Below are 24,741 nucleotides of genomic sequence, written 5' to 3' on the forward strand. Positions count from 1 at the left end.
GAATACTTGATCCGCGTTAAGTTAATCGTTAAATATTAAAACATAGATAATTTTAAGCATGAAGTCAGTAACATTTTCATTTCGCACGGAAACAGCGCTTTTTTCTTTGGCCTTTGGCGGGCTGCCACTGCGTGAGCAGGCGTTTAAGGGGGCAATGCGCTACTGGTATAGGGCCTTCTGTGCTTCTGCTTATAATCTTAAATCTCTTGCGCATAAAGAGTCGCAAATTTTTGGCTCTAGTGGGAGACAAGGCCAGGCCACGAGGGGAGTGCGTCTCCAACTAATCCGACCAAACGTCCTGCCCCAAGAAATCTCGCCACAGCCACACAAGGAACGGGTTAAACCTTTGCGCGCCTTGCCAGCGCGGCATGAATTTCAACTTGTGTTATCACAACCACACTCGATGCGTGACGAGGATTTTCTAAAAGCCTGTGCTGCACTTTGGCTTGCTGCTACAATCGGTGGATTTGGTCGGCGTTCGCGACGTGGAGCGGGAGGAGTGCGGGTTATTTCAATCTCAGGTTCGTATCAACTGAACTTGCCAGTAATCCATCAGCAGTGGTCGAGTGACGAACTTAAGAATGCATTAAGTGCCGGTTTAATTGAAGCCAGAAAAATATTATTCGAAGGCGGAAAAAATATTGAAACTCCCAATCAGTTGCGCGGCGATATCCCACAACTGGTTAGCGGTAAAGATGGTTCGCATATTATTATTTCTGACCTCGGCCCTAGTAGCGAAGCCGAAGCGCGCGCTAAGCTCATGCTTAAGTTACGGCAATTTAAAAACCAAATTTTTGGTTTGCCGTTGAAGATCAATCAGGGAGAGAATGGAGCGCAGGCAGAACGAAAAGAGCGCTTCAGTCGAGAAGGTTCCAAGCGTTATGCATCACCAGTATGGATCAGGCTAATTGAGTTAAAGAGCGGGTGGACAATGATTGTCACACTCTTATTGCCGCTGCCCCGAGTTAAAACGGCCAATCGAGATAAGCTAGATGAATTTTTAGCTGCGCTCAAGCAGAACCGTAAAGAGGTTGCAATTCCATGAGCGAGAAAACAGTTTTTATTCATGCCTTAACGGGCATTGGCTCGACCGGTGAGAAAACTGCAAGCCTGACTTATCTACCACGCGCGGCCATGGAAGCGGCCATAGACACGGATTTAAAAATTCCAGTCATCAGAACCTCAACCTTAATGCGGGCGTTGCGGCATGCTAAAATTACAATCAATCCTGAGAATATTTCTTATGACCCGAGCTTATTGCTTTTACCGGTGCGCACCCCCGCGGGACTTTTTGCCTGGATCACTTGTCCGGCAGCGCTCGGGAAAATGAAATTACTCGGGTCGAATAGCAATCAAACGATCCAAGGCTTTACTTTTAATCCTGAAGTTCAAGCTTACGTTACACGGTCGTGTCAAATTTTACTCGATCGGGAATTAATAATTGAAGAATATTTCTTACGTTCAAAATACAGTAATGAACTTGATGTGATCGCGCTTGAACTTGCAAAAAATATTTTTTCTGACCCAGGATATGAATGGTGGCAAAAGAAACTCCAAATGGATCTCGTTGTCGTCAGTAACCAAACCTTTGCTGCAATGCTGCAAACGGCCCTGGAAATACGCGCACGTGTTGCCGGCAATTCCGCTCAAATCGCAAGGAAGACTCCCTACCTCTACGAAGAGCTATTTCCAGCAGAAGCGGTGCTAATTACCGCTTTAGCTGCAGAAAACTTGCCAACAGAGACAAAATTAATTGAACTCGGGAATAATCTTAGCACCGGACGAGGGCTATCTCGACTAATTATGAGAGCAAGTAGTTATGACCTTGGAGCATAAAACAGCTGATCGCGGAACTGCGGTAGTTGCTGCGGCAGACAATTTATTTTCTGCTGCACTAAAGCGCCGAAAATCTGGCGCAACTAAAGCGCTGATTTATCGTATGCCGGTTGTGATTGCACGCCATGGTATCGGACAAGCTATTGCTGAATTAGAGCAGAGTCCAGTAGGTAAAATGGTTCGACATTATTTAGGACTTTGGATCTGTGAACAAGCAGGAAGCGATGCTCAAAAGCTTAAAAATTTTCGCACTGCAGCTTGGGAAAGCGATTCGCAGTTGGTAATGTCAATCACTAGCGCAGCGCTCAAATTTTTTGCCCTGCAAGCTCAGCAATTCACGCAAGTGCAGACTGATTTGCAGGAGAATCTGGAAAGTCCCGAACAGACAGCCACAATTGATCAACTAAACGAGTAACACTGAACGAGTAAGACTGAGATGAGCGAAAAAACAGGCAAGATCATTAGCTATAATGCTGCCAACAAAATGGGAGAAATCGCTTTTGCCGGTTTTGATGTCCCTGCGCGGTTCTATCTTTCTGTTGTTACGAACCCGACACCTGAACCAGTTAAGGGTGACCAAGTGAGTTTCGCAGCAGCAGATCCGGTAAAAAATAAAAAAGGAAAATACTCGCCTGTAACTGCAAGTACGGTAACTATTACTGAGCGTTCTCCCGTACGGGAAGAGGAGAAAAAATTTGATGCAACTGCTCAAAGTTTTCGCACGACACTGCAGCGTGGAGCTCGTAATGACCGCTCCAGAAACAACCGCACAAAATCAGCTTCAAAAATTTCGCAGCAAGCTCAAGAATTACGTGTGATCCCTAAGCGACAACTTTCGCTACGCATTGCCCATGATGCAACTCCACTGCCGCGTGATATGCGTCGACGTATGGTCAATTGGGGCACTGCTAATCCAGCTTTTTTGCTAGCAAAGGGCATTTCCTGGAAGCATGCTGAAAATAATGAATTTGAGCGTAATCGCGATCATTTTCGGCATTTTATGCACAAAACATTTCTGCCGGTTTATCAAAATGCAGTGAAGAATCTTATCCCTTTAGAGGCACTCAAAACTCGGCAGATCCAAATTTATAAATCCCTACGAACTCAGGGCTATTTACTCGATCATCGTGTTTTAAAATTATCTACACCACTAGTGCTTGGGCAGAATGCTTCTAGTTTATTACGGCAAATCAGTGTCGTTACTGACCATCTTTATGGTTATCCTGTGGTGCATGGGTCAATGATCAAGGGAACTTTTAAAGAATATCTACAAAACTTACTGGCTGGAGATCCTGGACTTGCAGTAGCTAGAGATTTTGAACAAATTTTTGGGACAACAGAGGCACCAGGCCGGGTGATCTTCTTTGATTCTTTTCCTACGCGGGCTTTGCCTGATCTTGGATTTGAAACTCTGCAGGATTCATTCCCTGCTTGGTATCATGGCCGGGGTTCTGCAGCTGATACTCAGTTACCTGAACGAGACTATCTATCTGTGATTAAACCTGGAGCTGAATATACATTTAGTTTTGCGTTGAGGCCTGGCTCAGAAGAGTCGCTACTTGGCACGGTAGGGAACTTATTGCAGCAAATGCTTGTTGAGTTTGGGCTGGGATCAAGAACCGCCCTAGGATATGGGCGATTCAGGGTTAACTAAGGAAGCTCTAATAAGTCCGATCTTGGCTCAACCTCGAACTTAATCATAGCTTCCTTAGAGCATTCATGATTCTATCCGTTCCAGTGTTAGCAAGTCGAACTGTTATAGCACTTTGTCGGATTTGGAATGCGGTAGCACTTTCCAGTTTTTCCTACAGCAAACACGGTAACTGAGCCTGTATTTGCTTTTGCTTTTGACGCCATTGATTTTGTGCTTTGGCAATTTGCGCCCGGTGTGCCGCAACCATAGTAGCGGAATTTATACAATGCACCTGCAGGAGTATAAGGTCCCCAACTGGCGATTCGATTGCCTTTATTATCAACTATTTTCCCAGAAAATGTTACTGCGCAACCACGCTTAGCAATTAGTGATCCGCTTTTGTGGCGAGGATTATTCCGTGGAATATGCGCTGATTGCTTTTTGCCTTTGTAAATCAAACAACCCGGTAAGGAAGCAACCGATTTACAGACATCCGAAAAAGCGCTGGTTGAGCGAGTTAGATCTTCTAATTCGTCAGCAATTGAATCTAACTCATCTGCCAAAGCCGGTAAGGGCATGATCAATGTTAAAAGTAATAAATATTTTTTCATGAGCTTTCTAATCCTTTTAATTAATTAAAAATTAGCAACCTGAGCTGTTGTAGCATTTGCGTGCATCAGGGATTTCTACGCAGCGTTTATTTTTGCCAACGGCGTAAATTGTTCCTGAGCCTGTGTTTTGGACTGCGGTGTTATAGATTGATCGAGCACGGCGGCAACATCCGCTACAGCTTTGTACTCCTTGTGTGCAGTAAAATCTGTAGGCATAAGTTTTGCCAGAGTTATTATAGCGCACAAGGCTATTCACGACATTGCCCTTACTGTCGACGAAATTCATTTTATTGCCGTAACGTTTTGTGCAACCACGAAAGCCAATCCAAGTGTTGCCCTTAGCTCTTGGATTGCTGTTGCCGATATGTCCTGAGATCTTAGTTTTGTATACAGCGCATTTGCCTTCGCTCTTGATGTTCACGATTGTTGAGCAGACATCTTGAAGTGCCTTAGTCGAATGATTGATTTCGGTGTTGTTAGTCGAAACTTCATTGATCGCATCCACTAAATCTTCTAAATCATCTGCAAATGAAAATGATGGGATTAGTAGAGTGATAAGGGAGAGAATAATTTTATTTCTCATGACAGCTGAATCTCCTTAGTTTAGGCAAGTCGTAATTAGTTTTCACTTATGAGCTATCCTTATGCTAGTTAGATAAAAGAGGGCAAGCATAAATTCAACAGAATTAAAGCAGTTCTCAAGGACCACCCAGGACCATTTTGTCTGGTGCTTGAAAATACAGTGCTTTCGCGCTATATCGGCAGTTCATTGGAATCTTCATCTTGATTAAAATAAATGCACGATAACGTAAAAAATACACTTCCTGATATCATGGCCTCAGCTAATCCATTTATGGATGCGCAGGTCAGCATTCCAGTTGTGGGCATTAAAAATTTAAAATTACCACTTACATTTTCGTTCTCGAATGCGCTGAATTCAAAATTAGAAACTCAGATTGATGTGAGTGTTAGTTTAGCTCAAGAGGCGCGGGGGATTAATATGTCGCGCTTTGTTGAATTATTTTCTGAATCTACAGTGCTTGAATATTCCTGGAAAGCTTTAGACGAGTTAGCGCAGCGACTTTGTCAATTGATGGGTAGTAAGTCTTGTGAGATTGCTTTTGGTTTTAATTATCAAATCGATCAAGTTAGCTTACGCACGCAAGTGCGCGCGCCGCGTTTTTATCCTGTGAAAATTCAAATCAAAAAAGAGCATAATTTGCCTAGCCGCGTCAGTTTGAATTTTTCATTTTTGTATTCGTCTGTTTGCCCCTGCTCACAGCTTTTATCTGAACATGCAGAAACGTTTCGTGGAGTTTCTGCCGTGCCGCATTCGCAGCGTAGTTTGGCTGTAGTCGATCTAACTTTTGCTGCACAACAACTCTTAACAATTGAAGCAGTGCAGTCACTGCTGGTTAGTGCACTGAAGACTGAAGTGCAAACATTGGTAAAACGTGGCGACGAGCAGGCTTTTGCTGAGCTTAATGCTGAGCATCCAAAGTTTGTTGAAGACGCAGTGCGGTTGCTATACGCAGAGCTTCGTAAAGAACCGCGTATTGAGCATGCCCAGATAAAAGTTACGCATTTTGAGTCACTGCATGAGCATGATGCGGTGGCCGAGTTGTCGTATTGATCTAGATTTGCGAGAGATGACAAGAAGTGAAATCGAACGCTCGGGTCTAAGATAAGATCACAGTGGTAGATGACAATCTATTTGCGTTTTGTGTCATTGCTTCGGTCGCTACCCTCCCTCGCTATGACTGGTGAAAACTTAGTGAACAGATTGCGGAGCCTGCCCTGAGCAGTGTTAAACGGGATCAACATGACAGGGCTGTAGTATACCTCTCTAGTACAACTCGCGGTCGATTTCCCAAGCCTCTAAGTACTTGGTCACATATTGTAAGAACATCCCACCAAGTGAACCGTCAATTACGCGATGGTCGTAACTTAACGTTAAGTAAACCATGTCACGAATTGCAATTGCGTCATTCACTACCATCGGGCGCTTCTTCACGGCACCAATACTTAAAATCGCAAGTTGCGGCTGGTTAATGATCGGGTTCCCAATAATGTTACCAAAAACACCCGGATTAGTGACGGTAAATGTGCCGCCTTGAGTGTCGTCAGGGTTTAACTTTTTATTTCGTGCCCGCTGGGCTAAGTCATTCAGTGAAGAGGCAATGCCTGTGAGTGATAAAGTCTCTGAGTTCTTAATCACCGGAACAATCAAGCCTGTGTTTCCAAGCGCAACCGCGCAACCCAAATTAACATTTTTCTTTAAAACAATTTCATCGCCTTCGACTGAAGCATTCACATGTGGATAAGCAATCAGAGCTTTAATTGCGGCTTCCAAAAACGGCGGAGTCATTGTTAATTTAAAGCCCTCGCGAGCTTGAAATTGTGACTGCACGCGTTCACGCCATTTCACAATGTTTGTAACATCGACTTCAGCAGTGGAATAAACGTGCGCACTCGTGGCCTTGGAGCGGACCATATGCTCGGCAATGCGTTTACGCATATTGTCCATTTTCTCACGGCGGGTTCCGTCAGGACCATATTCGAGTTGTGGAGCCGCAGGTAGATCGAGGCTTTTCTTTGACGGCGCACCACCTTTCATGTCCCGGAATTGGGCATAAGTCATCACGTCAGTTTTTGTAACGCGACCTTGCACTCCAGATCCTGGAATCGATGCTAATTCTGTTGGCGTCATGCCATAAGCTGCACCGACATTGCGTGCAACCGGAGATAGGAATTTATTGCCGTAGTCACGAGGAATTTCATGCGCAGTTACTGCGACTTGTGGCGCTGGGTTAGCAGTCGGGCTTGGTTGTGTGACCACAGGCGCAGGGGCCAGCTTTGTAGCTTCTTTCTTGGCTTCGGCTTTAGTTTCAACTGGAGCTGACTTAGCTGCGCCGTTTGTTGTAGCTTTAACCGCAGCACCACCTTCAGAATCAATCACTGCGATTACAGATTTAACAGCAACTGTTTGGCCTTCTATCGCCTTAAGCTCGACTAAAACTCCACTGGCGGGAGCAGGAATTTCTGAATCAACTTTGTCAGTTGAAATCTCTAAGATCGTCTCATCTTTTTTGACATTATCGCCGATTTTTTTGTGCCACTTTAAAATTGTAGCTTCGGCGATTGATTCGCCCATCTGGGGCATTACCATTTCTGTCTTCATATTATCTCCTATACGGCGAGCACTTTTGGCCAAATACTTGGTCACGGGATATTAGCTAAAATCCTCGTTTATTTCAAATAAAGTCCGGTTTTGGCAAATTACCGGTAATCATCTTTGCCTCAAAATTTTTCGCCTTGATTTTCAAGCCCAAAGCAGCTGCAAAGCCCTTGTGCTTTATATCTTCAGCAAACGGATACTTAGTGTAACAGCTCCGAAGAGTTTATTTTAATCCAAACTACTCAAGTTATTAAGCGTAGTGTTAATAAGCAAGTAGTTGCCTTAACCCTTCGGTGATCCACTCAGTTTGTGGCAAAATCTGCGCCTCTAGAACTGGTGAATGTGGAATGGGCGATGCTTTGCCGCCAATTCGTTTAACCGGAGCGTCAAGATACTCAAAAGCATGCTCTGCTACAAATGCCGCAATTTCTGCGCCAAAACCCATAAAAAGCACATCTTCATGAGCAACGAGTAAGCGACTAGTTTTCTTCACGCTTTCTAAAATAGTTTGCGTATCAAGCGGAACAATTGTTCGTAGGTCGATTACTTCAACCTCGGCGCCTGCTTTAGCAAGTTCTTCTGCAGCAAGGAGACTTTTTTGCACTAAGGCGCCCCAGGTCACAATTGTTGCATGCTTACCAGGTCGTACTACCTTAGCGCGCCCGAGCGGAATTAAGTCATCAGCTCCGCCTTCTTTGCCCTTGGCATAAACTTGGCGATATAGACCTTTGTGCTCCAAGAATAACACTGGGTCCTTGCCGCGAATTGCCGATTTTAAAAGCCCCTTGGCGTCTGTCGCATTTGAGGGCAGCACTACATAGAGCCCGGGAAAGTGTGCAAAAGTCGCTTCGATATTTTGCGAGTGATAGACCGCACCATGAATGTATCCGCCAATTGGAACACGTAGCACTGCTGGACAAGTCCATGTGCCGTTAGATCTGTAGTTCATGATTGCAAGCTCGTTACGAATTTGCATCATTGCAGTCCAGATATAATCTCCAAATTGAATTTCTGCGACAGGCCGCATGCCCACAGCAGCCATGCCCACAGCAGCTCCAGCAATTGAAGCTTCAGCAAGAGGCGCGTTAAACACGCGCTTAATGCCGTATTTAGCAGTCAGTCCAGCTGTTACCGTGAACACTCCACCTTTGCCATGCGCGACATCTTGCCCGAAGATCACCATCTCAGGATTCCGTGCGAGCTCTTCGTCAAGTGCATGGTTAATTGCGTCAACGATAAATGTTTCTTCGCCAGTTGCTGGTTTTTCAACAATGCCCGCACCGGGATCGAGATCTACATAGACATGATCTAGTGCAGTATGCGGAGCTGGCTCTGGCTGCGCTTCAGCCCAGTTTGCACCAGCGTCGACTTCTTGAATGACTTCTTCGCGAATTTTCTTTAGTTCTGTCGTGCTAAAACCTGCCGTAGCAGTAAGATAGGATTCCATGCGTAGTAGCGGGTCACGCTTTTGATCTCCGAGGATGTCCTTTTCGTCGCGGTATTTAGCCTGGTTATCAGAGATCGAATGGCTTTGTAGGCGCACAACTTTGGCGACTACAACTGTTGGGCCGCCTCCTGAGCGTGCGCGTTCAACTGCTGTGGCAAAGACTTGATGCGAAGCTTCAAAATCTAAGCCATCAACTTCTACGACCTCCAATCCGTCGTAGCCCGAGGAAATCCCGGCAACACTTTTGCCGGCAGTTTGCTCAGAGATATGGACTGAAATCGCGTATTCGTTATCTTCGACAAGGAACACGACGGGAAGTTTTTCGCGTGCGGCCCAGTTTAAAGCCTCGTGATAATCGCCTTGGGAAGTTGTGCCTTCGCCAGTAGAGACATAAACGACTTGGTCGGTGCCACGGTATTTCGCCGCCATGGCAGTTCCGACGGCTTGAAGGAACTGTGTTCCAGTAGGTGAGCTTTGATTGATGATGTTGAGTTGATTGTGTCCATAGTGCATCGGCATTTGACGACCGCCAGAATTTGGATCGTCTGCGCGATTCATGGCGTTAAGCATTAATTCCTTTGTGGTCATGCCTACGCCAACGCAAAAAGCCATGTTGCGGTAGTACGGATAAAAATAATCGTAGCTAGGCTTAAAATTGTATGCAGCTGCGATTTGGACAATTTCATGTCCAGCGCAGCCAATTTGGAAGTGGCACTTATTTTGCTTGTATAAGACAATCGTCTTTTCATCGGCTAACCTCGCGCGGAGCGCGTCGCGATAGGCGCGAGCGAGCAGCTCTTTAGTTAGCGTTGAGCTAGTCTTAGGTTTTTTGCTGGAGGCGACAAGAACGCTGGAGCTGGTCTTTCCGCTGCTGCTTTTTTTGTTCTTAGATGTGGATTGCTCTTCCAAGCGCATCTGCCATTGCCTCCATCATTGCTTCGGATAGTGTTGGGTGAGCGTGGATAGTATTAGCTACGCTCGTTGCTGTGCCTTCTAATGAGCGAATCACTGAAGCTTCAGCAATTAATTCTGTAGCCTCAGGATGTAAAATGTGGACTCCTAGTACTTCATCAATGTCGGCATCGACAACGACTTTCACGAATCCATCTGTTTCATTAGAAGCTACTGCTTTGCCGCTGGCGCTAAAGGGGAAGCGCCCGATGCGGACATTTTTCCCTGCGTCGCGTGCGGCTTTTTCGGTCATGCCAATTGAGGCGACTTGTGGTTTGCAATAGGTGCAACCCGGGATACTCGTATAGTCGAGTGGATGAGTGTGGTGGTTGGCGATGACTTCTGCGGCGATAATGCCTTCATGACTTGCGACGTGGGCAAGTAGTGGTGGGCCAATCACGTCTCCAATCGCGTATACGCCGGGCACGCCAGTACGATAATATTGGTCAACTTTAATAAAAGATTTTTCAGGTCGAATGCCGATTTTTTCAAGGCCAAGATCTTCTACATTGCCTTGAACGCCGACAGCCACGAGGCAATAGTCGCCCGACCATTGTTCGACTTTATCGCCGCTTTTAAGAAGTGCGTTAACGCTATTACCTTTGCGCGTTAGGCTTTCGACGACAGTTTTAGTTTTAATTTCGATTTTCTGATTTTTAAAGATTTTTTCTAAGCCTTTTGCGCAGTCTTGGTCCTCGATCGGTAGGATTTGATCTTGAAATTCAACGACTGTTACTTCTGCGCCGAAGGTGCTGTAGAAGTAGGCAAATTCGATGCCGATTGCACCGGCACCAACGACAAGTAATTTCTTTGGACATTCGTTGAGGGCCAAGGCGTGGCGATAAGTAATCACGCGTTCGCCGTCGACGGGAAGGCTGGGCAGTGTTTTTGCGCGGGCTCCTGTAGCGATAATTACATTCTTGTAACTATAGGATGTTGCTTTGCCGGCTGAGTCTTTAACGACAACAAAGTTGCCAGCTTCAAGGGATGCGGTTCCGGGGATGAGATCGACTTTGTTTTTTTTGAGCAGGAATTTTACTCCGCCAGTCATTTTATCGACAACGTTACGAGAGCGTTTGATGATTGCCGGGAAGTCAGCTGTAATGCCGGAGGCGTTTAGTCCGTAGCTGCTAGCGTGTTGCATGGTTTGAAATACTTCTGCGCTTTTGAGCAGCGCCTTTGTAGGAATACAACCCCAGTTTAGGCAGATGCCGCCGGGGGATTCTTTTTCGATGCAGGCTGTTTTTAGGCCAAGTTGTGCGGCGCGGATTGCGGCGACGTAGCCGCCTGGGCCTGATCCGATGACGATGCAATCATATGAATTTGTTGCTGACATACTTTTGTCCGTTGATATAGTTTCTTTGTTTATCTAAGTTAAAGAATTTAAAGCAGAGAAACTAGGATATTCTTCGCGAGATAACAAGGGGTGCAAAATAAGCACTTAACATCGGGTATCTTGTTGAAAACTTTACTCATTCGGCAATCCGTTTTAGATTGCTGAGAAGTGGCAAATGTGCGCCCTTAGCTCAGCTGGATAGAGCAACTGGCTTCGAACCAGTAGGTCGGGAGTTCGAATCTCTCAGGGCGCGATGGCTAGAGAAGTGCAGAGGATTTGCAACTAGAGGATTCGAACCGGGCGGCCGTTAGGCTGCCGAATCAGTAGGGTGAATCTCTCAGGGCGCGATGGCTAGAGAAGTGCAGAGGATTTGCAACTAGAGGATTCGAACCGGGCAGCCGTTAGGCTGCCGAATCAGTAGGGTGAATCTCTCAGGGTGCGGTGGCTAGAGAAGTGCAGAGGATTTGCAACTAGAGGATTCGAACCGGGCGGCCGTTAGGCTGCCGAATCAGTAGGGTGAATCTCTCAGGGCGCGCTTAAAATCGCTTACTGTTGTCATCTTGAGCGGAGCGAGTTTCGCTTTGCGAAGCTCGCGGAGTCGAAAGATCTCCAAATTAGTTTTGCCAGATACGTAGGAATGCATATGAAAATCATAGTTGCCCAGACCCTTGCTAACCGTGTGAAGTCTGGTGAGTTAATTGGCCTTGGTTCGGGGACGACTGTTGAGCTTGCGATTGAGTGCATTGGTAAGCGGATTGCAGAAGAGGGTCTTAAAGTTACCGGAGTGCCTACGTCAATTCGAGTTGCCCAGCAGGCGGCTAAATCTGGTTTTACGTTGCTACCTTTACAAGCGCAGGCCGACATTAACTGGTCTTTTGATGGGGCTGATGAGGTTGATCCACATTTGAATTTAATCAAGGGTCGTGGCGGGGCGATGACTTGTGAAAAGATTTTAGCTCGAGTTAGTCGTCGTCTAGTGATTATTGTGAGTGAGGATAAAATCGTTTCGCATTTAGGTGAAAAGCATCCTGTGCCGATTGAGGTGATTACAGAATCGGAGGAATATGTGCGAAACGAGCTTTTTAAGCTGAATGCCACGGAAGTGAAGTTACGTGAGTCGATTACTAAGTATGGACCGACCATTACTGAGCACGGCAATTTAATTCTCGATGCTAAATTTGCAACAATTACTCCAGACTTAGAAATGCGCATCAAAGGTATTTCGGGTGTGATCGAGAGTGGGTTATTTTATGGCTGTACTGACGAAGTGATTGTCGCTAGAAAAACCGGCGTCTATTCGCTACGGATGAACAATGGAAAAGTTTCGGAAGAAAAAATCTAGGCATTTGAACTATGGAATCTGCAATTTCACCTAAGCGTCACGAAGATTACCCGGAGTGGTATCAGCAAGTCATTCGTGCTGCCGATTTGGCCGAAGTTTCACCGGTGCGCGGCTGTATGGTGATTAAACCCTGGGGCTATGGCATTTGGGAAAACATGCAGCGCATTTTGGATCGCCGTTTTAAGGAAACGGGGCACGAGAATGCGTATTTCCCTATTTTCATTCCACTGAGTTTTTTGGAAAAAGAAGCAGCGCATGTTGAGGGCTTTGCTAAGGAGTGTGCTGTAGTTACGCATCATCGTCTGGAGATGAAAGACGGTAAGTTAATTCCAACGAGCGAGCTTGAAGAGCCACTAATTGTTCGTCCAACTTCAGAAACCATTATTGGGGATTCTTTTGCCAAGTGGATTCGCTCTTATCGTGACTTGCCGTTATTAATTAATCAATGGGCCAATGTGGTGCGTTGGGAAATGCGCACGCGGTTGTTTTTGCGCACGGCGGAATTTCTTTGGCAGGAAGGGCATACTGCGCATGCGACTGAAGAAGATGCACGCGAGGAGACGCTAAAAATCTTAAATATCTACCAATCCTTTATGCAGGATGTTTTGGCCTTGCCGGTGATTACGGGGAAAAAGCCCGATCACGAGAGATTCCCTGGTGCAGTTGATAGTTATACTTGTGAAGCGATGATGCAGGATCGTAAGGCGTTACAGGCCGGCACCTCGCATTACCTGGGACAGAATTTTGCAAAAGCCAGTGGCATTCAGTTTGCCAGCGAAGCGGGGACTCAGGAATACGTACACACAACTTCTTGGGGTGTTTCCACGCGCATGATTGGTGGCGTGATTATGCAGCATGGAGATGATGACGGCTTACGCTTACCGCCGCGAGTTGCGCCAAAGCACGTTGTGATTCTACCGGTGATTCCTAAGGCTGAGAGTGAAGCCAAGGTGCTTGAGTATGCAGCAAAAGTTGAAGCGGCTTTGCATGGGGTGAGTTATGCGGGAGATCCGCTGGTGAGTTTTGTTGACCGTCGCGATATTCGTGGTGGTGAAAAGAATTGGCAATGGATCAAAAAGGGGATTCCACTGCGGGTTGAAGTTGGTCCACGTGATGCTGACAAAAATGCGGCTGTGATTTATCGGCGCGACAAGGGCATTAAGGAAAAGATTGAAGTTTCACTTGAGGCCATGCCAGAACTTTTACCGAAATTACTTACAGAAATTCAAGCTACGCTCTATGAGCAAGCGCAAAATCATTTAGCGACCAATCTGCGCACTGATATTAATAACTTTGCTGATTTTAAAGCCTACTTCACAGCTAAACAGGCTGCTAAGCCTGAAATTCACGGTGGCTTTGTGCGGGCTAAATGGTCAGAGGATCCTGCTTCGACGGCGTTACTGGATGATTTGAAGGTTACGGTGCGTTGCTTGCCGCTTGATCAAACTGGTAGCGAAGGCAAGTGTGTTTTAACCGGCAAGCCAGCAACAACCGAAGCGATTTTTGCTAAGGCGTATTAAGGTCTCTCGACTGTTCTATCAAGGATACGTTTATTCTAGAGTTTTCCAGCTCTACGGTTAAGGAGTTAAAGGAAGTCTATCCTTACTCATTCTCGGAACTCCTAGTCGGAGTTCCTGCTAGGTTCGCTCAATTTTTGTAATAATATTTTAATCGGGAGAAAAAATCGGGCTCGAACCCGTGCGGACAGACTTCCTATAACTCCTTAACTACCAATGGTATTAATTCCAACAAGTTGTTTTCCTATGATTATTTGGGTTCGAAGTATGTGCAATAGAGCACGTGGAGCGTAAAAGTATGGATCATTAAAAGGCCAGTTAGATTAATAATTTGACTAGTCTGACTAGATTATGCTAGACTACGATTAATTATGGCCAAGCAATTTTCAATTTATGAAGCAAAAGCAAAACTTAGCGAGCTCCTCAGGCATGTTAAGGCAAATGGGACTGCGATCATTACGGAGCGTGGTTTGCCAATCGCTGAAATCGTTCCTTACAAAGCTGTTCAGACATTAAGCGGACGCTATCAGCAACTCACGGCTCAGGGCTACATTGTAGCTGCTCGTAAGGGCAAATTCAGTTCTGTGGTAAAAAAGACTGGTGCACTCGATCGTTTCCTCAAGGAACGAGAATAATGTCGGTTTGTTATCTAGATACGAGCGTTTTAGTCGCAGTTTCCATGCAGGAAACTGGCTATGCTACGTTGATCAAGCGCTTGCTAAGATACAAGCACATAGTTTCACATCATTTGATTGAATCTGAATTGATTGCAACGTTTTCTCGTGAAAGCATTGATCCCGTTTTGGCTCGCAAGAACTTGGAACTGATCAATTTGGTTTTCCCTGCACATTCATTATTAAACGAAATCATAGAAGTGCAGTCTCATGGTTATATACGTGGGGCTGATGCACTACATCTTGCAACTGCGGTATGGATCGCAGGTGAAGACCGGAAAGATTTAACATTTTTAACACTGGATAAACTTCAAGCTTCATCTGCAAAAGCGTTGGGATTTAAATAAGTTGTAAGTTGTATTTTGAAATGAAAAAATACTGCAGAGGCGAAAGGGTTGCATTTACCTGTCTTGTAAAACCGTTTTACCTCTACCGCGCTTGAGGGGTCTGTCGCAAAACTAAATTTCGCGTCAGACCCTTAAGTCACTGAGTTTGCGTTGTTGTCATTTTTAACTAAGTGAACTGCTCTAAAAGCGGTAAAACTGCTTACGAATTAAGATTGTTTCGATTTCTCGAATCTCATCGGCAAACTTTGCTCTTAAATCAGCGATCAGTGCATTGTAATGCGGGTAGTCGTCAACTTCTAACTCTAGCTCTAAGACGCAGTCGCCAAGTTGTTGGACGACATATGTAATATTGGGAACCCCTCGACAGTAGTCAAAAATTCTTGCTTCCAGGCTGGGGTCGGTGCTGGTCAATTGGAGTTGAGCCTTAAAGTGTGAAATTCCGAGTCGATCGAAATCGAGAATTACTCGGTATCCAAGAATCACTCCAAGCTTTTCCAGACGACTGAGATGCGATTGAACAATTCGCGGCGTAGTTCTTAAATTTTGCGCAAGTTCAGTAATCGTTAAGCGCGAATTCAAAGCTAAAAGCTTAAGCATTTTAAAGTCGATTTCTTCGAGTTCAACTGAGCCTGGGTGGCCGCCAAGGCGCATAAATGTCGAGCTTTTCTTCCCCAGATAGCGCTTACGGAATAAAAACGAATCAGTCAGCGTGTAAACTGCGAAGCTGATTACTAAATCTGTCGCGTCGGTAAGAATCTCTTGTTGAAAAGATCTAAATTCTGCGGGATGGCGAGCAAAAATCGCTAACATCAGATCCCACTTGCCGTCACTTTCTCCTACCCAGTAGGTGTTGGGATGGTTCTTAATTTTGGCAACGAGTTTTTTGATACGGGCTTGATCGTTTTGCAAGCGTAAATACATTTTATAGACAACAAGGTTATACTTGTAGGGATTTACAGTTGTTGTTGTCGCAACTAGGACGCCTTGTTCAGTTAACTTTTTAATCCGGTAGGTGATGCGATCGCGTTGTAAGTTAAGTTTTGCTGCTAGCTCTGCGATTGATTGGCGAGAATTATGATCGAGCTCAGATAAAATCTCGCGGTCGATTTCATCAATTTTAGTGAGAGTCGGCTCAGTCATAGTGAATCACTGCTACGTATATTTCCCAAGAATATATCAGGTTTTGTCAATAATACGCAAATTGAAAATCATAAATCCGGATTATCGACAATATTATAAGCAATAATGAGGTAAATACAAAAAAAGCAAATGGCTATTTCTTATTTCGCTAAATCTGATATTTTTACCTCGATCCAAGCTCTACTAGATTGAGGGTACTGTAATGCCAGACTTTAATGCTAATGCTGTAAAAATAATCGACACGAAGAGCCACGAAAAAGTTTTTTGCTACGAAGATCCAGACCTTAAGTATCAAGCGATCATTGCCCTGCACAGTACTAAACTCGGCCCGGCAGCAGGCGGCTGTAGATTGCGCCATTATGACTCCTTTGCTGATGCTCTTTACGATGCACTACGCTTAGCGGAAGGCATGTCCTACAAAAATTCCTTAGCAGGTATTCCCTACGGTGGCGGTAAAGCAGTGATTATTCCCCCAGTGGATCCTAATTTTGACCGTAAAAAATTGTTTCAAAGCTTTGGTAAATTTGTCGCAAGCCTTGCTGGTAAATATTACACTGCCGAAGATATGGGAACGTCAGTTCCTGATATTGTTACTGTTTCTGAAACTTGCCAGTATGTAATTGGAATGCCCAAAGAGCAGGGCGGCTGTGGAGATCCTTCACCATACACGGCCTTAGGAGTTTATCATGGCATGCGCGCTGCGGTTGAAAACGTTTACGGTGTGGCCGACCTAAAAAACCGCACAGTCATGATTCAAGGTGCAGGACACGTGGGCTATTACCTTGCGCAAATATTAGCTGCTGCAGATGCAAAAATCTTAATTGCCGATACGCATCCTGAGCGCGCCGAGGTAATCGTCAAGGAGTTTAAGGCAACTGCAGTTTCATCCGATGATGTTTTTAATCAGCGTTTTGATATTTTTGCTCCTTGCGCTGTTGGAGGCATTCTCAATGACCGCACGGCAACACTTTTAAACTGTTCAATTATTGCGGGTGGGGCAAACAATCAGCTCAGCGAACCAGGGGTTGAACAAATTCTTAATAAAAGAAACATTCTCTATACTCCAGATTTTGCAGTTAACGCTGGTGGAATCATTGCTTGCGTTGATCAGCACGCAGCTGGTGGATTTAACGACGAGCGTGTTAAGGATCGAGTCAAAAAAATCTACGACACAATCAAAATGATCTACAAAGAGGCTTCATTGCGACATCTGACTCCTGGGCAAGTTGCCAATAAATTGGCCGAAGAGCGCATTCACTTGTCACAAAAGCCATTGCCAACTGGAGTGACCTCGGATCAGGTCAAGAGTCCAATGGCAATGCTTTATGATTTACCGATGTAATTTGTCGCTACACCGAAAAGTGAAACGTCTAGCCTGAGTGCCCGTACTAGAGCTTAAACAACAGAAATTTTCGCGCTCAAACTAAGCTCTGATTTTTAACGGTGTAATATGGCAAAAGTCATTTTCATCAAATTCTTTCAATTCCCATTCGCGTTGCAAATTTAGCCAAAATTCAGGGCTGGAATTAAACACACGTGCAAGTTTATATGCCATTTCAGCTGAAACACCGCGTTTACCTCTGCAGATTTCATTGATCTTGGATTGAGGCATTTTTAGATGACGCGAGAGTTCGGATTGCGAAATTTCATTATCGTCCAGGATGCTTTGCAATACTTTTCCTGGGTGTACAGCAATTGGTCGATTTGGTTTAATTTTTGTTTTTCTTTTCATAATCCCTTACCGATGATAGTCAATAATTTCTACATTTTCTGCGTCAGACCCTGTCCAAGTAAAACAAACACGATACTGCTTGTTGATTCTTAAGCTATAGCGCCCGCGACGGTCTCCAAGTAACTTTTCAAGATGCCACCCGGGTGAGATCATCAAATCCTCAAGCCTTCTTGCCGCATGAAGCACAGATAAAAGTAATAAAGCTTTAGGGTGTAAATGTACCGGCAAAATCTGACGTGCGCGCTTTGAATTTAAGGCTGTAGCAACGTCCCTGCTGGCTTCATTCCTAAAAGTTTTAATAGTCATAATAATATACCGTAATACCGTATAGTGTCAAATAAATCTTAAGTGTAGCAAAAAAGCGAGCCGAGCCTGGGTGTGATGCCTAGGCCCGGCTCGAATTTGTTGCCCTTAATTATATATTCGTCCGGAATTGAAGATTTGTTGCGTTGAAGTAAAGAAAATATTTCTTAAAAGAATTTATTTAAGCGCAGCTGCGATTTCGGAATTTTCGTAAAAGTTCAGTAAAGATTCAAGCAGGACCCGGTCACTTGGGCTTGCATTTTTTAAGCCTGAGTTGATTTCTTCAACCAACGCTTGGTAAGTGGGGTGAAAATCTTTTTCGGCAAGTTCAGCTTTAGGACTCTTTGAAATTTTCATTTTTCCTCCATAGCGATAAAGTGCATAACTCTTCAGTGCCTCACGCATTTGTTCGTCAGCACTTGATCCAAGCGTGTAATAGGTCAAACGATAACGCTGATGCAGTGTGCGGATGTCATTAGAAATTTGCGAGGATTGCTTTGTGCCATTAAATAATGCCTCAAGTGGTGCGATTTCGTTTGGCGCGACACGATAAATAAATTGTTCAATGTCACAATCGGTTTCCTCAAAGTAATTATCGAGAGAAATGCCAGCGCAGCGTAGTTGTGCAAGCTTAGCAGACTCACGATCTTCAAGAGTTGGTATGAACTCTCGGTCAATCACAACCGATGACTTATCGGCTTTCAGCCAGGAAAGCATAGACTTTGCTGAATTTTCAGCTTTAAGTTTTGCAAACGTATCTAAATTAATCCACAAGCCTTGCTTAAATTTAGCTGACTGTAGGCAGTATTTAACTTTTGTAATTTCTGTGGGCTTGGCTTTGCTGCGCAGTAGTCGTTGGATGATTGTTCCAGGCTGAGCATGCTGTAGTGCAAAGGGGTCATAAGTTTCATGCGTGCGAACGTCGAAATCAAACCCTGCATCAAGGGTTTGAGCCAGTTTAACTGTTAGTTCTGTATCAGCGAGGCTTTCATGTGATTGTTCGCCTTCTAGTAATTTAAAGACGCGAGCAATTGTTGCTAACTTAAAACTGATTTCCTGCTCATTGCGCGTTGCGTCAGCGCTAAGTTTCTCATAAAAATCTTGGTTTGAAGTATAAAGATACTGCACAGCAAGATAAACATCTCGATTAGTTACTTTAAAGTAGGGGTTAATGCCATTACGGATCATGCTTGTCCGTAAATAATCCAAATCAAATCCCGAAGAGTTATAGCCGATTAAGGTAACTTTATAGTCACCTGCTTTTTTAGCGTAGTTATTAATAAATTCAGCGATGCTTTGCAGATGCGGCTTTTCTAGCTCGTCGTATTTTTCTTGATGTTCAAGCACATCGATACGGTTACTGAGAATTGCCCCAGCTCGAGGGAGTTGCAAGCGTGAAAGTCGAATCGACCCCGTCAGCTGACTCAGTGTCTGATAGTGATCATCGACGGCAACGAAGGCGTAATTTAAAATTTGACCGACAGGTAAGCGGTCGGATGTTTCAAGGTCGTAGAAAATCGCAGGAGGCATTGATCTTTACTAAATTATTCACTGAAAAACTGCAATTTCTCTATTTCGGGCTAGGATGTTAAAAGATTTCGATTACAATTTCGCATAGGAGCAATATTTATGGCGCAATCAACACCAACCTTTCAAGATGCAGAATTAACCCTGCGTCTCTATGATTTACGACGTGAAACCGTGATGCGTGAATCACGGAATCTATTAAATGGAAAATTCTGGCCCAAGTCATATGAAGATTTTGCAGCGATTACAAAGCCTGACCATCAGCTGAATGCTGCTTTCCGGCAAGTTTCTGGTTATTGGGAAATGGCCTATAGCATGGCGCGCCACGGCATTGCGCATGCGGACTTCTTAGCTGAGAACAATGCTGAGGGCTTATTTTTCTACGCTAAGATTTATCCTTACATTGAGCAATTCCGTAAGGACGTTTCACCAACTGCCTTTACAAATACGGAATGGATTACAAAAAATTCTAATGTCGCACGCCAGCGTTTGGAGACAATTCAAAAACGACTAAGCGCGATGATGGAAATGATGCAAAGCATGAAGTAAGGCCCAAGCGCGGGGCACTTACCAGGTGCCCCGCCTGTCACTCTATTCAGTATACTGAATCAGAATTCTATAGTCGTTGTAGTGACCCGTTGCGATAGAGGTAAGGTTTTAGTCCTGGAAAATCCTGAACGAGGAGCTTGTTTTTTGCCCTTAAGTCGATAGCCACAATAAAGGGTCGATCTAGCGGGAAGCGATTCTCCAGAAAATGCGGAAGGTAGCTCGTATAGCCTAAAGCATCATAACGTAATTCCTCGGCGCAACTCTCGGCGATGTTTTTGGGATCTTTCAGGCGTGCGATAATGTTTCCCGGGTAAAGCTTAGCTTGCACATGATCTCGACTAGCTTGCTCCAGCACTTTTTGCATTTCTTCTCGAGTAATAATTTTTTGTTGAAATTGAGTAAGCATTAAATGCAACTCGCAAATATCTCCCTGCAGATATGCCCGGTCGACTAAAGTCGGCGGAAAATCTGCGGCACGGAGCTGGTTTGTGACACGCTGCGCCCAAGGGACGGCAACGAAAATTAACCCTGATTCAATCCCGGCTCCCTGCGCAGTTTTAATCGCACTTTCACGATAAATGGAATTCTGTGCCTGTAATCCGGGCAGTCGAATCAATAGTGTAATTGAGTTCGAGAATACTATCGCCACGCCGAGTAGGGTGAAGATTACTTGGGCGCTATTACTTAAGGCTTCTTTCAGTAAAATTAAGACTCGCGCAGTGAGTGGGATCACGGACATAATAGCCGCGCAGTAAATATAGCGCGGACCAAAAAGTGAATCACGATGCCAGTAGCATAGATAAGCAAGTAGCGTTAGTGCTAACAATGACAATAAATAGCGATCCCAGCTTTTTAAGGTATACGGGAATTTAAAGAGTAAAATGCCAAGTAACCAAAGTGAGGGGATTGGCCAGGAGAAAAGAGAGTCCTCAAGTAAGTAGAGGTTTAACAATTGTTCTTTGAGGCCACGTAGTGCTGAATGGTCGAATCCCCATGGCGTTTGATGGAACCCAAGCTGGTGGGCGCTACCCCACAGCTTTTCGTAGCCACTTACAAAAAATTCTCCCGTGGTTGCAGCATTGTACGCATAGAGTAGACTTGCTGCGAAAAAAAATCCGACTGTGAAAAGAATTGATGCACTGACTTTCTTTGCGCGCAAAGTGGCGAAAAGAAAGATTGGAAAAGTCGCCAGCGCCGTAAGTGGTCGAACCAGAAACGATGACCCAAGGCATAGTCCGGCAAGTAAGTAGGGGCGCAGGCCGGAAGAACATTCGCCGGTAGATAAGGCCCAAAATGCTGCGCAGATCAAGAACAATGTCGAGATATGATTCATGAAACTAAGGTTGATGATTAAGAAAAATGGACAAGACGTAAGTAGCAGGATTGTGCTTAAGCGTGCAGTTTCTAGTCCATAAATATTTTTCAACGCAAAATAGAAAAATAAAATTGTTCCAGCGCAGAGTATTAAGATCGCTAGTAACTCTGAGCCAAAAAAGAGCCCAATGCTGAGTAAGAGCGCATGTAGCGGTGGAAATTGGCTGTACCAGGTTGTTTGATCGAGAACGACATTCGGGATTAGAAAAAACTCCGGATGCACTGGACGTTCAAGCACGACTCTTCCGCTAGCAAATGTTTGGGCTTGGAAACTTTGCACGAGGGCATCGAGAAAAAAAGGGCTTCCGCTCGAGAGTGCTAGTGTTAGCTTAAATACGATTGCTAGATACAAGCTGATTGCGAGTAACAAAAATCGAGAGTCGGGAAATTTTAAAAAATCTCGCCACTTGGCTTTGCAAAAATTGCCGAAATACTGAGGCACTAGCAGCTGCGCAACGCCTCCCAGTGAAATGACCAAGGCGATGCCTCCAATCCAAGAGGCAGGTGGGCGAAATGAATGCTGATCGGGGAGTGGCCCAAAGATTGAAGCCAATGGTAACAAGGGCAGAACGATCAGCAGCAATCCGAGCGCACGAAGTAGGTTAGTGCTTAAATTTTTCATCGCGACGTTTTTATCGGCTCAAACTGCAGTTGTAACTTCAATCATTAAAACAGCTTGCATTTATTAGAGCATCAAGAGAATTTGCTACACTAAAAAGTGAAGCGACCCTTTAAAATAACGAGTTTAAAAGCTTACCGGCATCTCCAGGAACCGCTCCTTTGATTAGCTGACCTGCTGCTTCTTTTGCTGTATTTTCTAATGCTTGTTTACCAAGTTCGGAAATATCTGGAACGATCATCGTAGAACCTTCACGCTTGGAAATCGTTACAGGAATTACTAAGTTTCCCTTGCGATCAAGCAGCAACTTCAACTTGGGTTGTTTGGTCACAAGCTTGCTAATTAAAACTGGGCTTAAGCGGAATTGCGCTGTGAGCTGCATCGAGCCATCAAATCCAGTAGTGCCTTGGGCGCTAATATTATAGAGCGCATGGCTGAGTGTTAGACTAGAAATATCTAGATGCTCGCGTTGAATTTGCGCATTTAGATTAATCTCATCAAAAGCTGTGCCTGAACCTTGGGCCAGTTGTAGTAACTCCGTAGGTAATCCAATAATTTGTCCAAGCGCAGGCACATCGCCAAGTGACTTCATTACTGAGCCAAAAATATTTAAACCTTTAATCTCGCCTTGTCCGATACTAAGCACTAAAGGTCCGTTTAAACTACCTTTTGGATTATCGAGGTTACCATTTGTTTGCAGTGAGAGGGTTTTGACTGTTCCCGAGAGCACATTGTGGACTGCTGGAAGCGCTTCGTTGATCACCATTCCGCTACCATCAATTTGAAATTTGAAATTTTTTGGTGGAACACGATAAGCATCGCCTTGGATATTAATTTTGCCACTGAAGATTTCAAACGCAGTTGGCTTAAGCGTGATTGTATTGGCGTTTGCTTGAAGATCGAGGGCGAGGTTTGCAATGGAAGCTTGTGGTAATTTGAGCTCAGTAATTTGCATTAAGGCACTACCGACTTGTTCCGGTAGAGAGTAGTTACTTGAAAATTTAAATCCTTGTACTACGCCCGTGAGTGGATTTGCTTGCCCTGGTGTGACTAATGCTGAAGTTAACGGCGCAAGTTCAAAAGCGGGGCTAACAATCCCAAACATCAAGCCATCTCCTTTAAATGACTTTGCTTTCAAGATTGCATCGAAGAGCTGGCCGGCAATTTTAATTTTCATTTTATCACTTTCAAAGCCGCCATCTTTGAAAATCAGTGTTCCAGCAAGCGAATCTAAGCTGATTGTCGGACTTGCTGAACTATCTTCTTCGCCTGCTACTGGTGCTGTTGGTTTCAATGGTAGTAAGCCCTTGATGCCATCGAAGTTGAGATTGCCAGTTAAGTTGGGGAAAGTTTGTGGCTTATGTGTGCCGCTTAAATCAAGATTGAGATTGCCCCCGAGATTAAAATTTTTCGCTTGCGGAAAAATGCTTCCAAGTTCTGCTAAGTTAATTGGTTTTGGTGATTTGATTTTAAAGTCAATTGGGGAATTCGGCGCAAGGAAATCAAAGGGGAGGCTGATTTGATTTGATCCGAAGGTCAAGTCTGCTTGATCTGCATGGAATGCCCCGCTGACAGAAAGTAGTCCGTTAGTATTGATCTTAACCGGGACGCCTTTATTCTTATTTAGTAAGTTTTTGTAGACTACTTGAGCATCGGTCGCATTAAGATCGATCTCAGTTTTAATTCCACCGGGGGCAGTTTTGATTGCCAAGTGTGTAGAAGTAGTCCCGTCCATCACGAGGTCGCCCGAGTCAAAACCATAGTTCTCGAGTAGAGCTGCGATTTTATCGAGTGCAATGTTCAATGTTTCGATTTTAAGGTCAATATTCCCACTGCGTGGGTCGGCGATCTGTCCTGCAATCTTAATATTGTTCTCCTCATCGCCAAACATGCGTAGCGACAGCCCGATCCTTAAAGACTTTTGCTTTAAATCAATACCTTGAATTTCCCCGCGAATATTAGCGATCGAAATCTCTTGAGGTTTTTCTGGTTGCTCGTCGATGAACTTAAAATTGATGTCCTCCAGGAGAATTTCTTTAACAGCTAGATCGATTGGTGTTGCTGCTGGCGGGGGTGTCGCTGTGGCTGGGGCAGGATTAGTTGGTTTAGAACTAAAAGGCCCCATGGTGATAGTGCCGTCTTTTGATCGCTTAGCCGTAGCACTCAAGCCTACGATTTGAATGCTAGAAACATCAAGCTTTTTACTGATCAGTGGCAGTAGTGATGCTTTGAGCTTTAAACTTTTAACATTCAACGCGTCGGTGCCGACTTTTACATCGCCAAGCACGACATGTGCATTTGGAAAAAGATGCGCTTCAATCGTCCCGCAGCTTACGTCTGTTTTTAAATGCCCAGCAAGGAAACTTAGAATCTGTGGTTTGAGTGATTGAACAACTGAGTTTAGGCTTAAGGCCAAAATGCCCAGACCACTAGCAAGTAAGATAATTAATCCAGTTACGATTTTTAATTTTCTACTCATATATATAGTGTGTTCTCGTCGTGCTGAAGAATAATCAATGAATGGGGGAACTTACATTGATTTTTATCTAGACACAATTGACCAATCAGCAGATTTTTTTGGGCAAATGTTTCAAAAGCTCAGTTTTTGCGGTAGTTTCCCGGGAC

At 44.6% G+C, this 24,741-nt stretch carries 22 protein-coding genes and 1 tRNA gene; 12 read left to right on the forward strand and 11 right to left on the reverse strand.

Annotation, left to right across the window (positions count from 1 at the left end; translation table 11 throughout):
• Window positions 1-58 precede the first annotated feature (58 nt).
• Genes cmr1 through cmr6 form a run of 4 tightly spaced genes read left to right on the forward strand, consistent with a single transcriptional unit; the run spans window position 59 to window position 3,490 of the window.
• Window positions 59-1,045, forward strand: coding sequence for a type III-B CRISPR module RAMP protein Cmr1 (gene cmr1 / locus JNK13_05550; GenBank protein ID MBL7662200.1), 987 nt, complete (start codon window positions 59-61; stop codon window positions 1,043-1,045).
• Window positions 1,042-1,836, forward strand: coding sequence for a hypothetical protein (locus tag JNK13_05555; GenBank protein MBL7662201.1), 795 nt, complete (start codon window positions 1,042-1,044; stop codon window positions 1,834-1,836). Before cmr1 ends, JNK13_05555 begins: the two co-directional genes overlap by 4 nt.
• Window positions 1,820-2,251, forward strand: a complete 432-nt coding sequence (locus JNK13_05560) for a hypothetical protein (GenBank protein MBL7662202.1) — start codon at window positions 1,820-1,822, stop codon at window positions 2,249-2,251. The genes JNK13_05555 and JNK13_05560 overlap by 17 nt, the downstream gene beginning before the upstream one ends.
• A gap of 21 nt (window positions 2,252-2,272) precedes the next feature.
• Entirely contained in the window at window positions 2,273-3,490 is a 1,218-nt protein-coding gene (gene cmr6, locus JNK13_05565; GenBank protein MBL7662203.1) for a type III-B CRISPR module RAMP protein Cmr6, read from the forward strand.
• An 86-nt stretch (window positions 3,491-3,576) separates the two neighbouring features.
• Here the strand turns inward: cmr6 and JNK13_05570 are convergent, their stop codons facing one another.
• Window positions 3,577-4,080: a hypothetical protein gene (locus JNK13_05570; protein MBL7662204.1), complete on the reverse strand. Its 504-nt coding sequence runs from the start codon at window positions 4,078-4,080 to the stop codon at window positions 3,577-3,579.
• 31 nt (window positions 4,081-4,111) lie between these two features.
• Complete coding sequence (locus JNK13_05575; GenBank protein MBL7662205.1) at window positions 4,112-4,663, reverse strand: hypothetical protein; 552 nt, start codon at window positions 4,661-4,663, stop codon at window positions 4,112-4,114.
• A 213-nt stretch (window positions 4,664-4,876) separates the two neighbouring features.
• Between JNK13_05575 and JNK13_05580 the strand changes: the two genes are divergently transcribed.
• Window positions 4,877-5,713 carry a GTP cyclohydrolase I FolE2 gene (locus JNK13_05580; GenBank protein ID MBL7662206.1) on the forward strand — a complete coding sequence of 279 codons (837 nt, stop codon included), beginning with the start codon at window positions 4,877-4,879 and terminating at the stop codon, window positions 5,711-5,713.
• A gap of 213 nt (window positions 5,714-5,926) precedes the next feature.
• Here the strand turns inward: JNK13_05580 and JNK13_05585 are convergent, their stop codons facing one another.
• The 3 genes from JNK13_05585 to lpdA all read right to left on the reverse strand — a co-directional run bounded on the left by JNK13_05585 (window position 5,927) and on the right by lpdA (window position 10,992).
• Window positions 5,927-7,261: a 2-oxo acid dehydrogenase subunit E2 gene (locus tag JNK13_05585; GenBank protein ID MBL7662207.1), complete on the reverse strand. Its 1,335-nt coding sequence runs from the start codon at window positions 7,259-7,261 to the stop codon at window positions 5,927-5,929.
• 259 nt (window positions 7,262-7,520) lie between these two features.
• Window positions 7,521-9,620 carry a tungsten formylmethanofuran dehydrogenase gene (locus tag JNK13_05590; GenBank protein MBL7662208.1) on the reverse strand — a complete coding sequence of 700 codons (2,100 nt, stop codon included), beginning with the start codon at window positions 9,618-9,620 and terminating at the stop codon, window positions 7,521-7,523.
• Window positions 9,592-10,992 (reverse strand): dihydrolipoyl dehydrogenase, encoded by a 1,401-nt coding sequence (gene lpdA / locus JNK13_05595; protein MBL7662209.1) that lies wholly within the window; start codon window positions 10,990-10,992, stop codon window positions 9,592-9,594. Before lpdA ends, JNK13_05590 begins: the two co-directional genes overlap by 29 nt.
• A gap of 179 nt (window positions 10,993-11,171) precedes the next feature.
• Between lpdA and JNK13_05600 the strand changes: the two genes are divergently transcribed.
• From JNK13_05600 to JNK13_05620, 5 genes are all read left to right on the forward strand, one after another.
• Window positions 11,172-11,245: transfer RNA gene (locus JNK13_05600), tRNA-Arg, on the forward strand.
• A gap of 390 nt (window positions 11,246-11,635) precedes the next feature.
• Window positions 11,636-12,334, forward strand: a complete 699-nt coding sequence (rpiA, locus tag JNK13_05605) for a ribose 5-phosphate isomerase A (GenBank protein ID MBL7662210.1) — start codon at window positions 11,636-11,638, stop codon at window positions 12,332-12,334.
• A gap of 11 nt (window positions 12,335-12,345) precedes the next feature.
• Window positions 12,346-13,854, forward strand: coding sequence for a proline--tRNA ligase (locus tag JNK13_05610; protein ID MBL7662211.1), 1,509 nt, complete (start codon window positions 12,346-12,348; stop codon window positions 13,852-13,854).
• Window positions 13,855-14,222: 368 nt separating this feature from the next.
• On the forward strand, window positions 14,223-14,486 hold the full coding sequence (locus JNK13_05615; GenBank protein ID MBL7662212.1) for a type II toxin-antitoxin system prevent-host-death family antitoxin: 264 nt from the start codon (window positions 14,223-14,225) through the stop codon (window positions 14,484-14,486).
• Window positions 14,486-14,872 (forward strand): type II toxin-antitoxin system VapC family toxin, encoded by a 387-nt coding sequence (locus JNK13_05620; GenBank protein ID MBL7662213.1) that lies wholly within the window; start codon window positions 14,486-14,488, stop codon window positions 14,870-14,872. Before JNK13_05615 ends, JNK13_05620 begins: the two co-directional genes overlap by 1 nt.
• Before the next feature lie 180 nt (window positions 14,873-15,052).
• On the opposite strand, the gene JNK13_05625 is transcribed toward JNK13_05620, so the two are convergent.
• Entirely contained in the window at window positions 15,053-16,012 is a 960-nt protein-coding gene (locus JNK13_05625; GenBank protein ID MBL7662214.1) for an Lrp/AsnC family transcriptional regulator, read from the reverse strand.
• A gap of 202 nt (window positions 16,013-16,214) precedes the next feature.
• On the opposite strand from JNK13_05625, the gene JNK13_05630 reads away from it, so the two are divergent.
• Window positions 16,215-17,354: a Glu/Leu/Phe/Val dehydrogenase gene (locus JNK13_05630; GenBank protein ID MBL7662215.1), complete on the forward strand. Its 1,140-nt coding sequence runs from the start codon at window positions 16,215-16,217 to the stop codon at window positions 17,352-17,354.
• An 81-nt stretch (window positions 17,355-17,435) separates the two neighbouring features.
• On the opposite strand, the gene JNK13_05635 is transcribed toward JNK13_05630, so the two are convergent.
• The 3 genes from JNK13_05635 to JNK13_05645 all read right to left on the reverse strand — a co-directional run bounded on the left by JNK13_05635 (window position 17,436) and on the right by JNK13_05645 (window position 19,577).
• Window positions 17,436-17,744, reverse strand: a complete 309-nt coding sequence (locus JNK13_05635) for a HigA family addiction module antidote protein (protein ID MBL7662216.1) — start codon at window positions 17,742-17,744, stop codon at window positions 17,436-17,438.
• 6 nt (window positions 17,745-17,750) lie between these two features.
• Window positions 17,751-18,050 (reverse strand): type II toxin-antitoxin system RelE/ParE family toxin, encoded by a 300-nt coding sequence (locus tag JNK13_05640; protein ID MBL7662217.1) that lies wholly within the window; start codon window positions 18,048-18,050, stop codon window positions 17,751-17,753.
• Window positions 18,051-18,224: 174 nt separating this feature from the next.
• Window positions 18,225-19,577, reverse strand: a complete 1,353-nt coding sequence (locus tag JNK13_05645; protein MBL7662218.1) for a hypothetical protein — start codon at window positions 19,575-19,577, stop codon at window positions 18,225-18,227.
• 99 nt (window positions 19,578-19,676) lie between these two features.
• On the opposite strand from JNK13_05645, the gene JNK13_05650 reads away from it, so the two are divergent.
• A complete protein-coding gene (locus JNK13_05650; GenBank protein MBL7662219.1) occupies window positions 19,677-20,123 on the forward strand; it encodes a hypothetical protein in 447 nt (148 codons plus the stop codon).
• A 67-nt stretch (window positions 20,124-20,190) separates the two neighbouring features.
• On the opposite strand, the gene JNK13_05655 is transcribed toward JNK13_05650, so the two are convergent.
• Together JNK13_05655 and JNK13_05660 are read right to left on the reverse strand one after the other, a co-directional pair.
• A complete protein-coding gene (locus JNK13_05655; protein MBL7662220.1) occupies window positions 20,191-22,119 on the reverse strand; it encodes a glycosyltransferase family 39 protein in 1,929 nt (642 codons plus the stop codon).
• A 109-nt stretch (window positions 22,120-22,228) separates the two neighbouring features.
• On the reverse strand, window positions 22,229-24,595 hold the full coding sequence (locus JNK13_05660) for a DUF748 domain-containing protein (protein ID MBL7662221.1): 2,367 nt from the start codon (window positions 24,593-24,595) through the stop codon (window positions 22,229-22,231).
• Between the last annotated feature and the right edge of the window lie 146 nt (window positions 24,596-24,741).

It is taken from the genome of bacterium (genome assembly GCA_016786595.1).
GTDB lineage: Bacteria > Bdellovibrionota_C > UBA2361 > SZUA-149 > JAEUWB01 > JAEUWB01.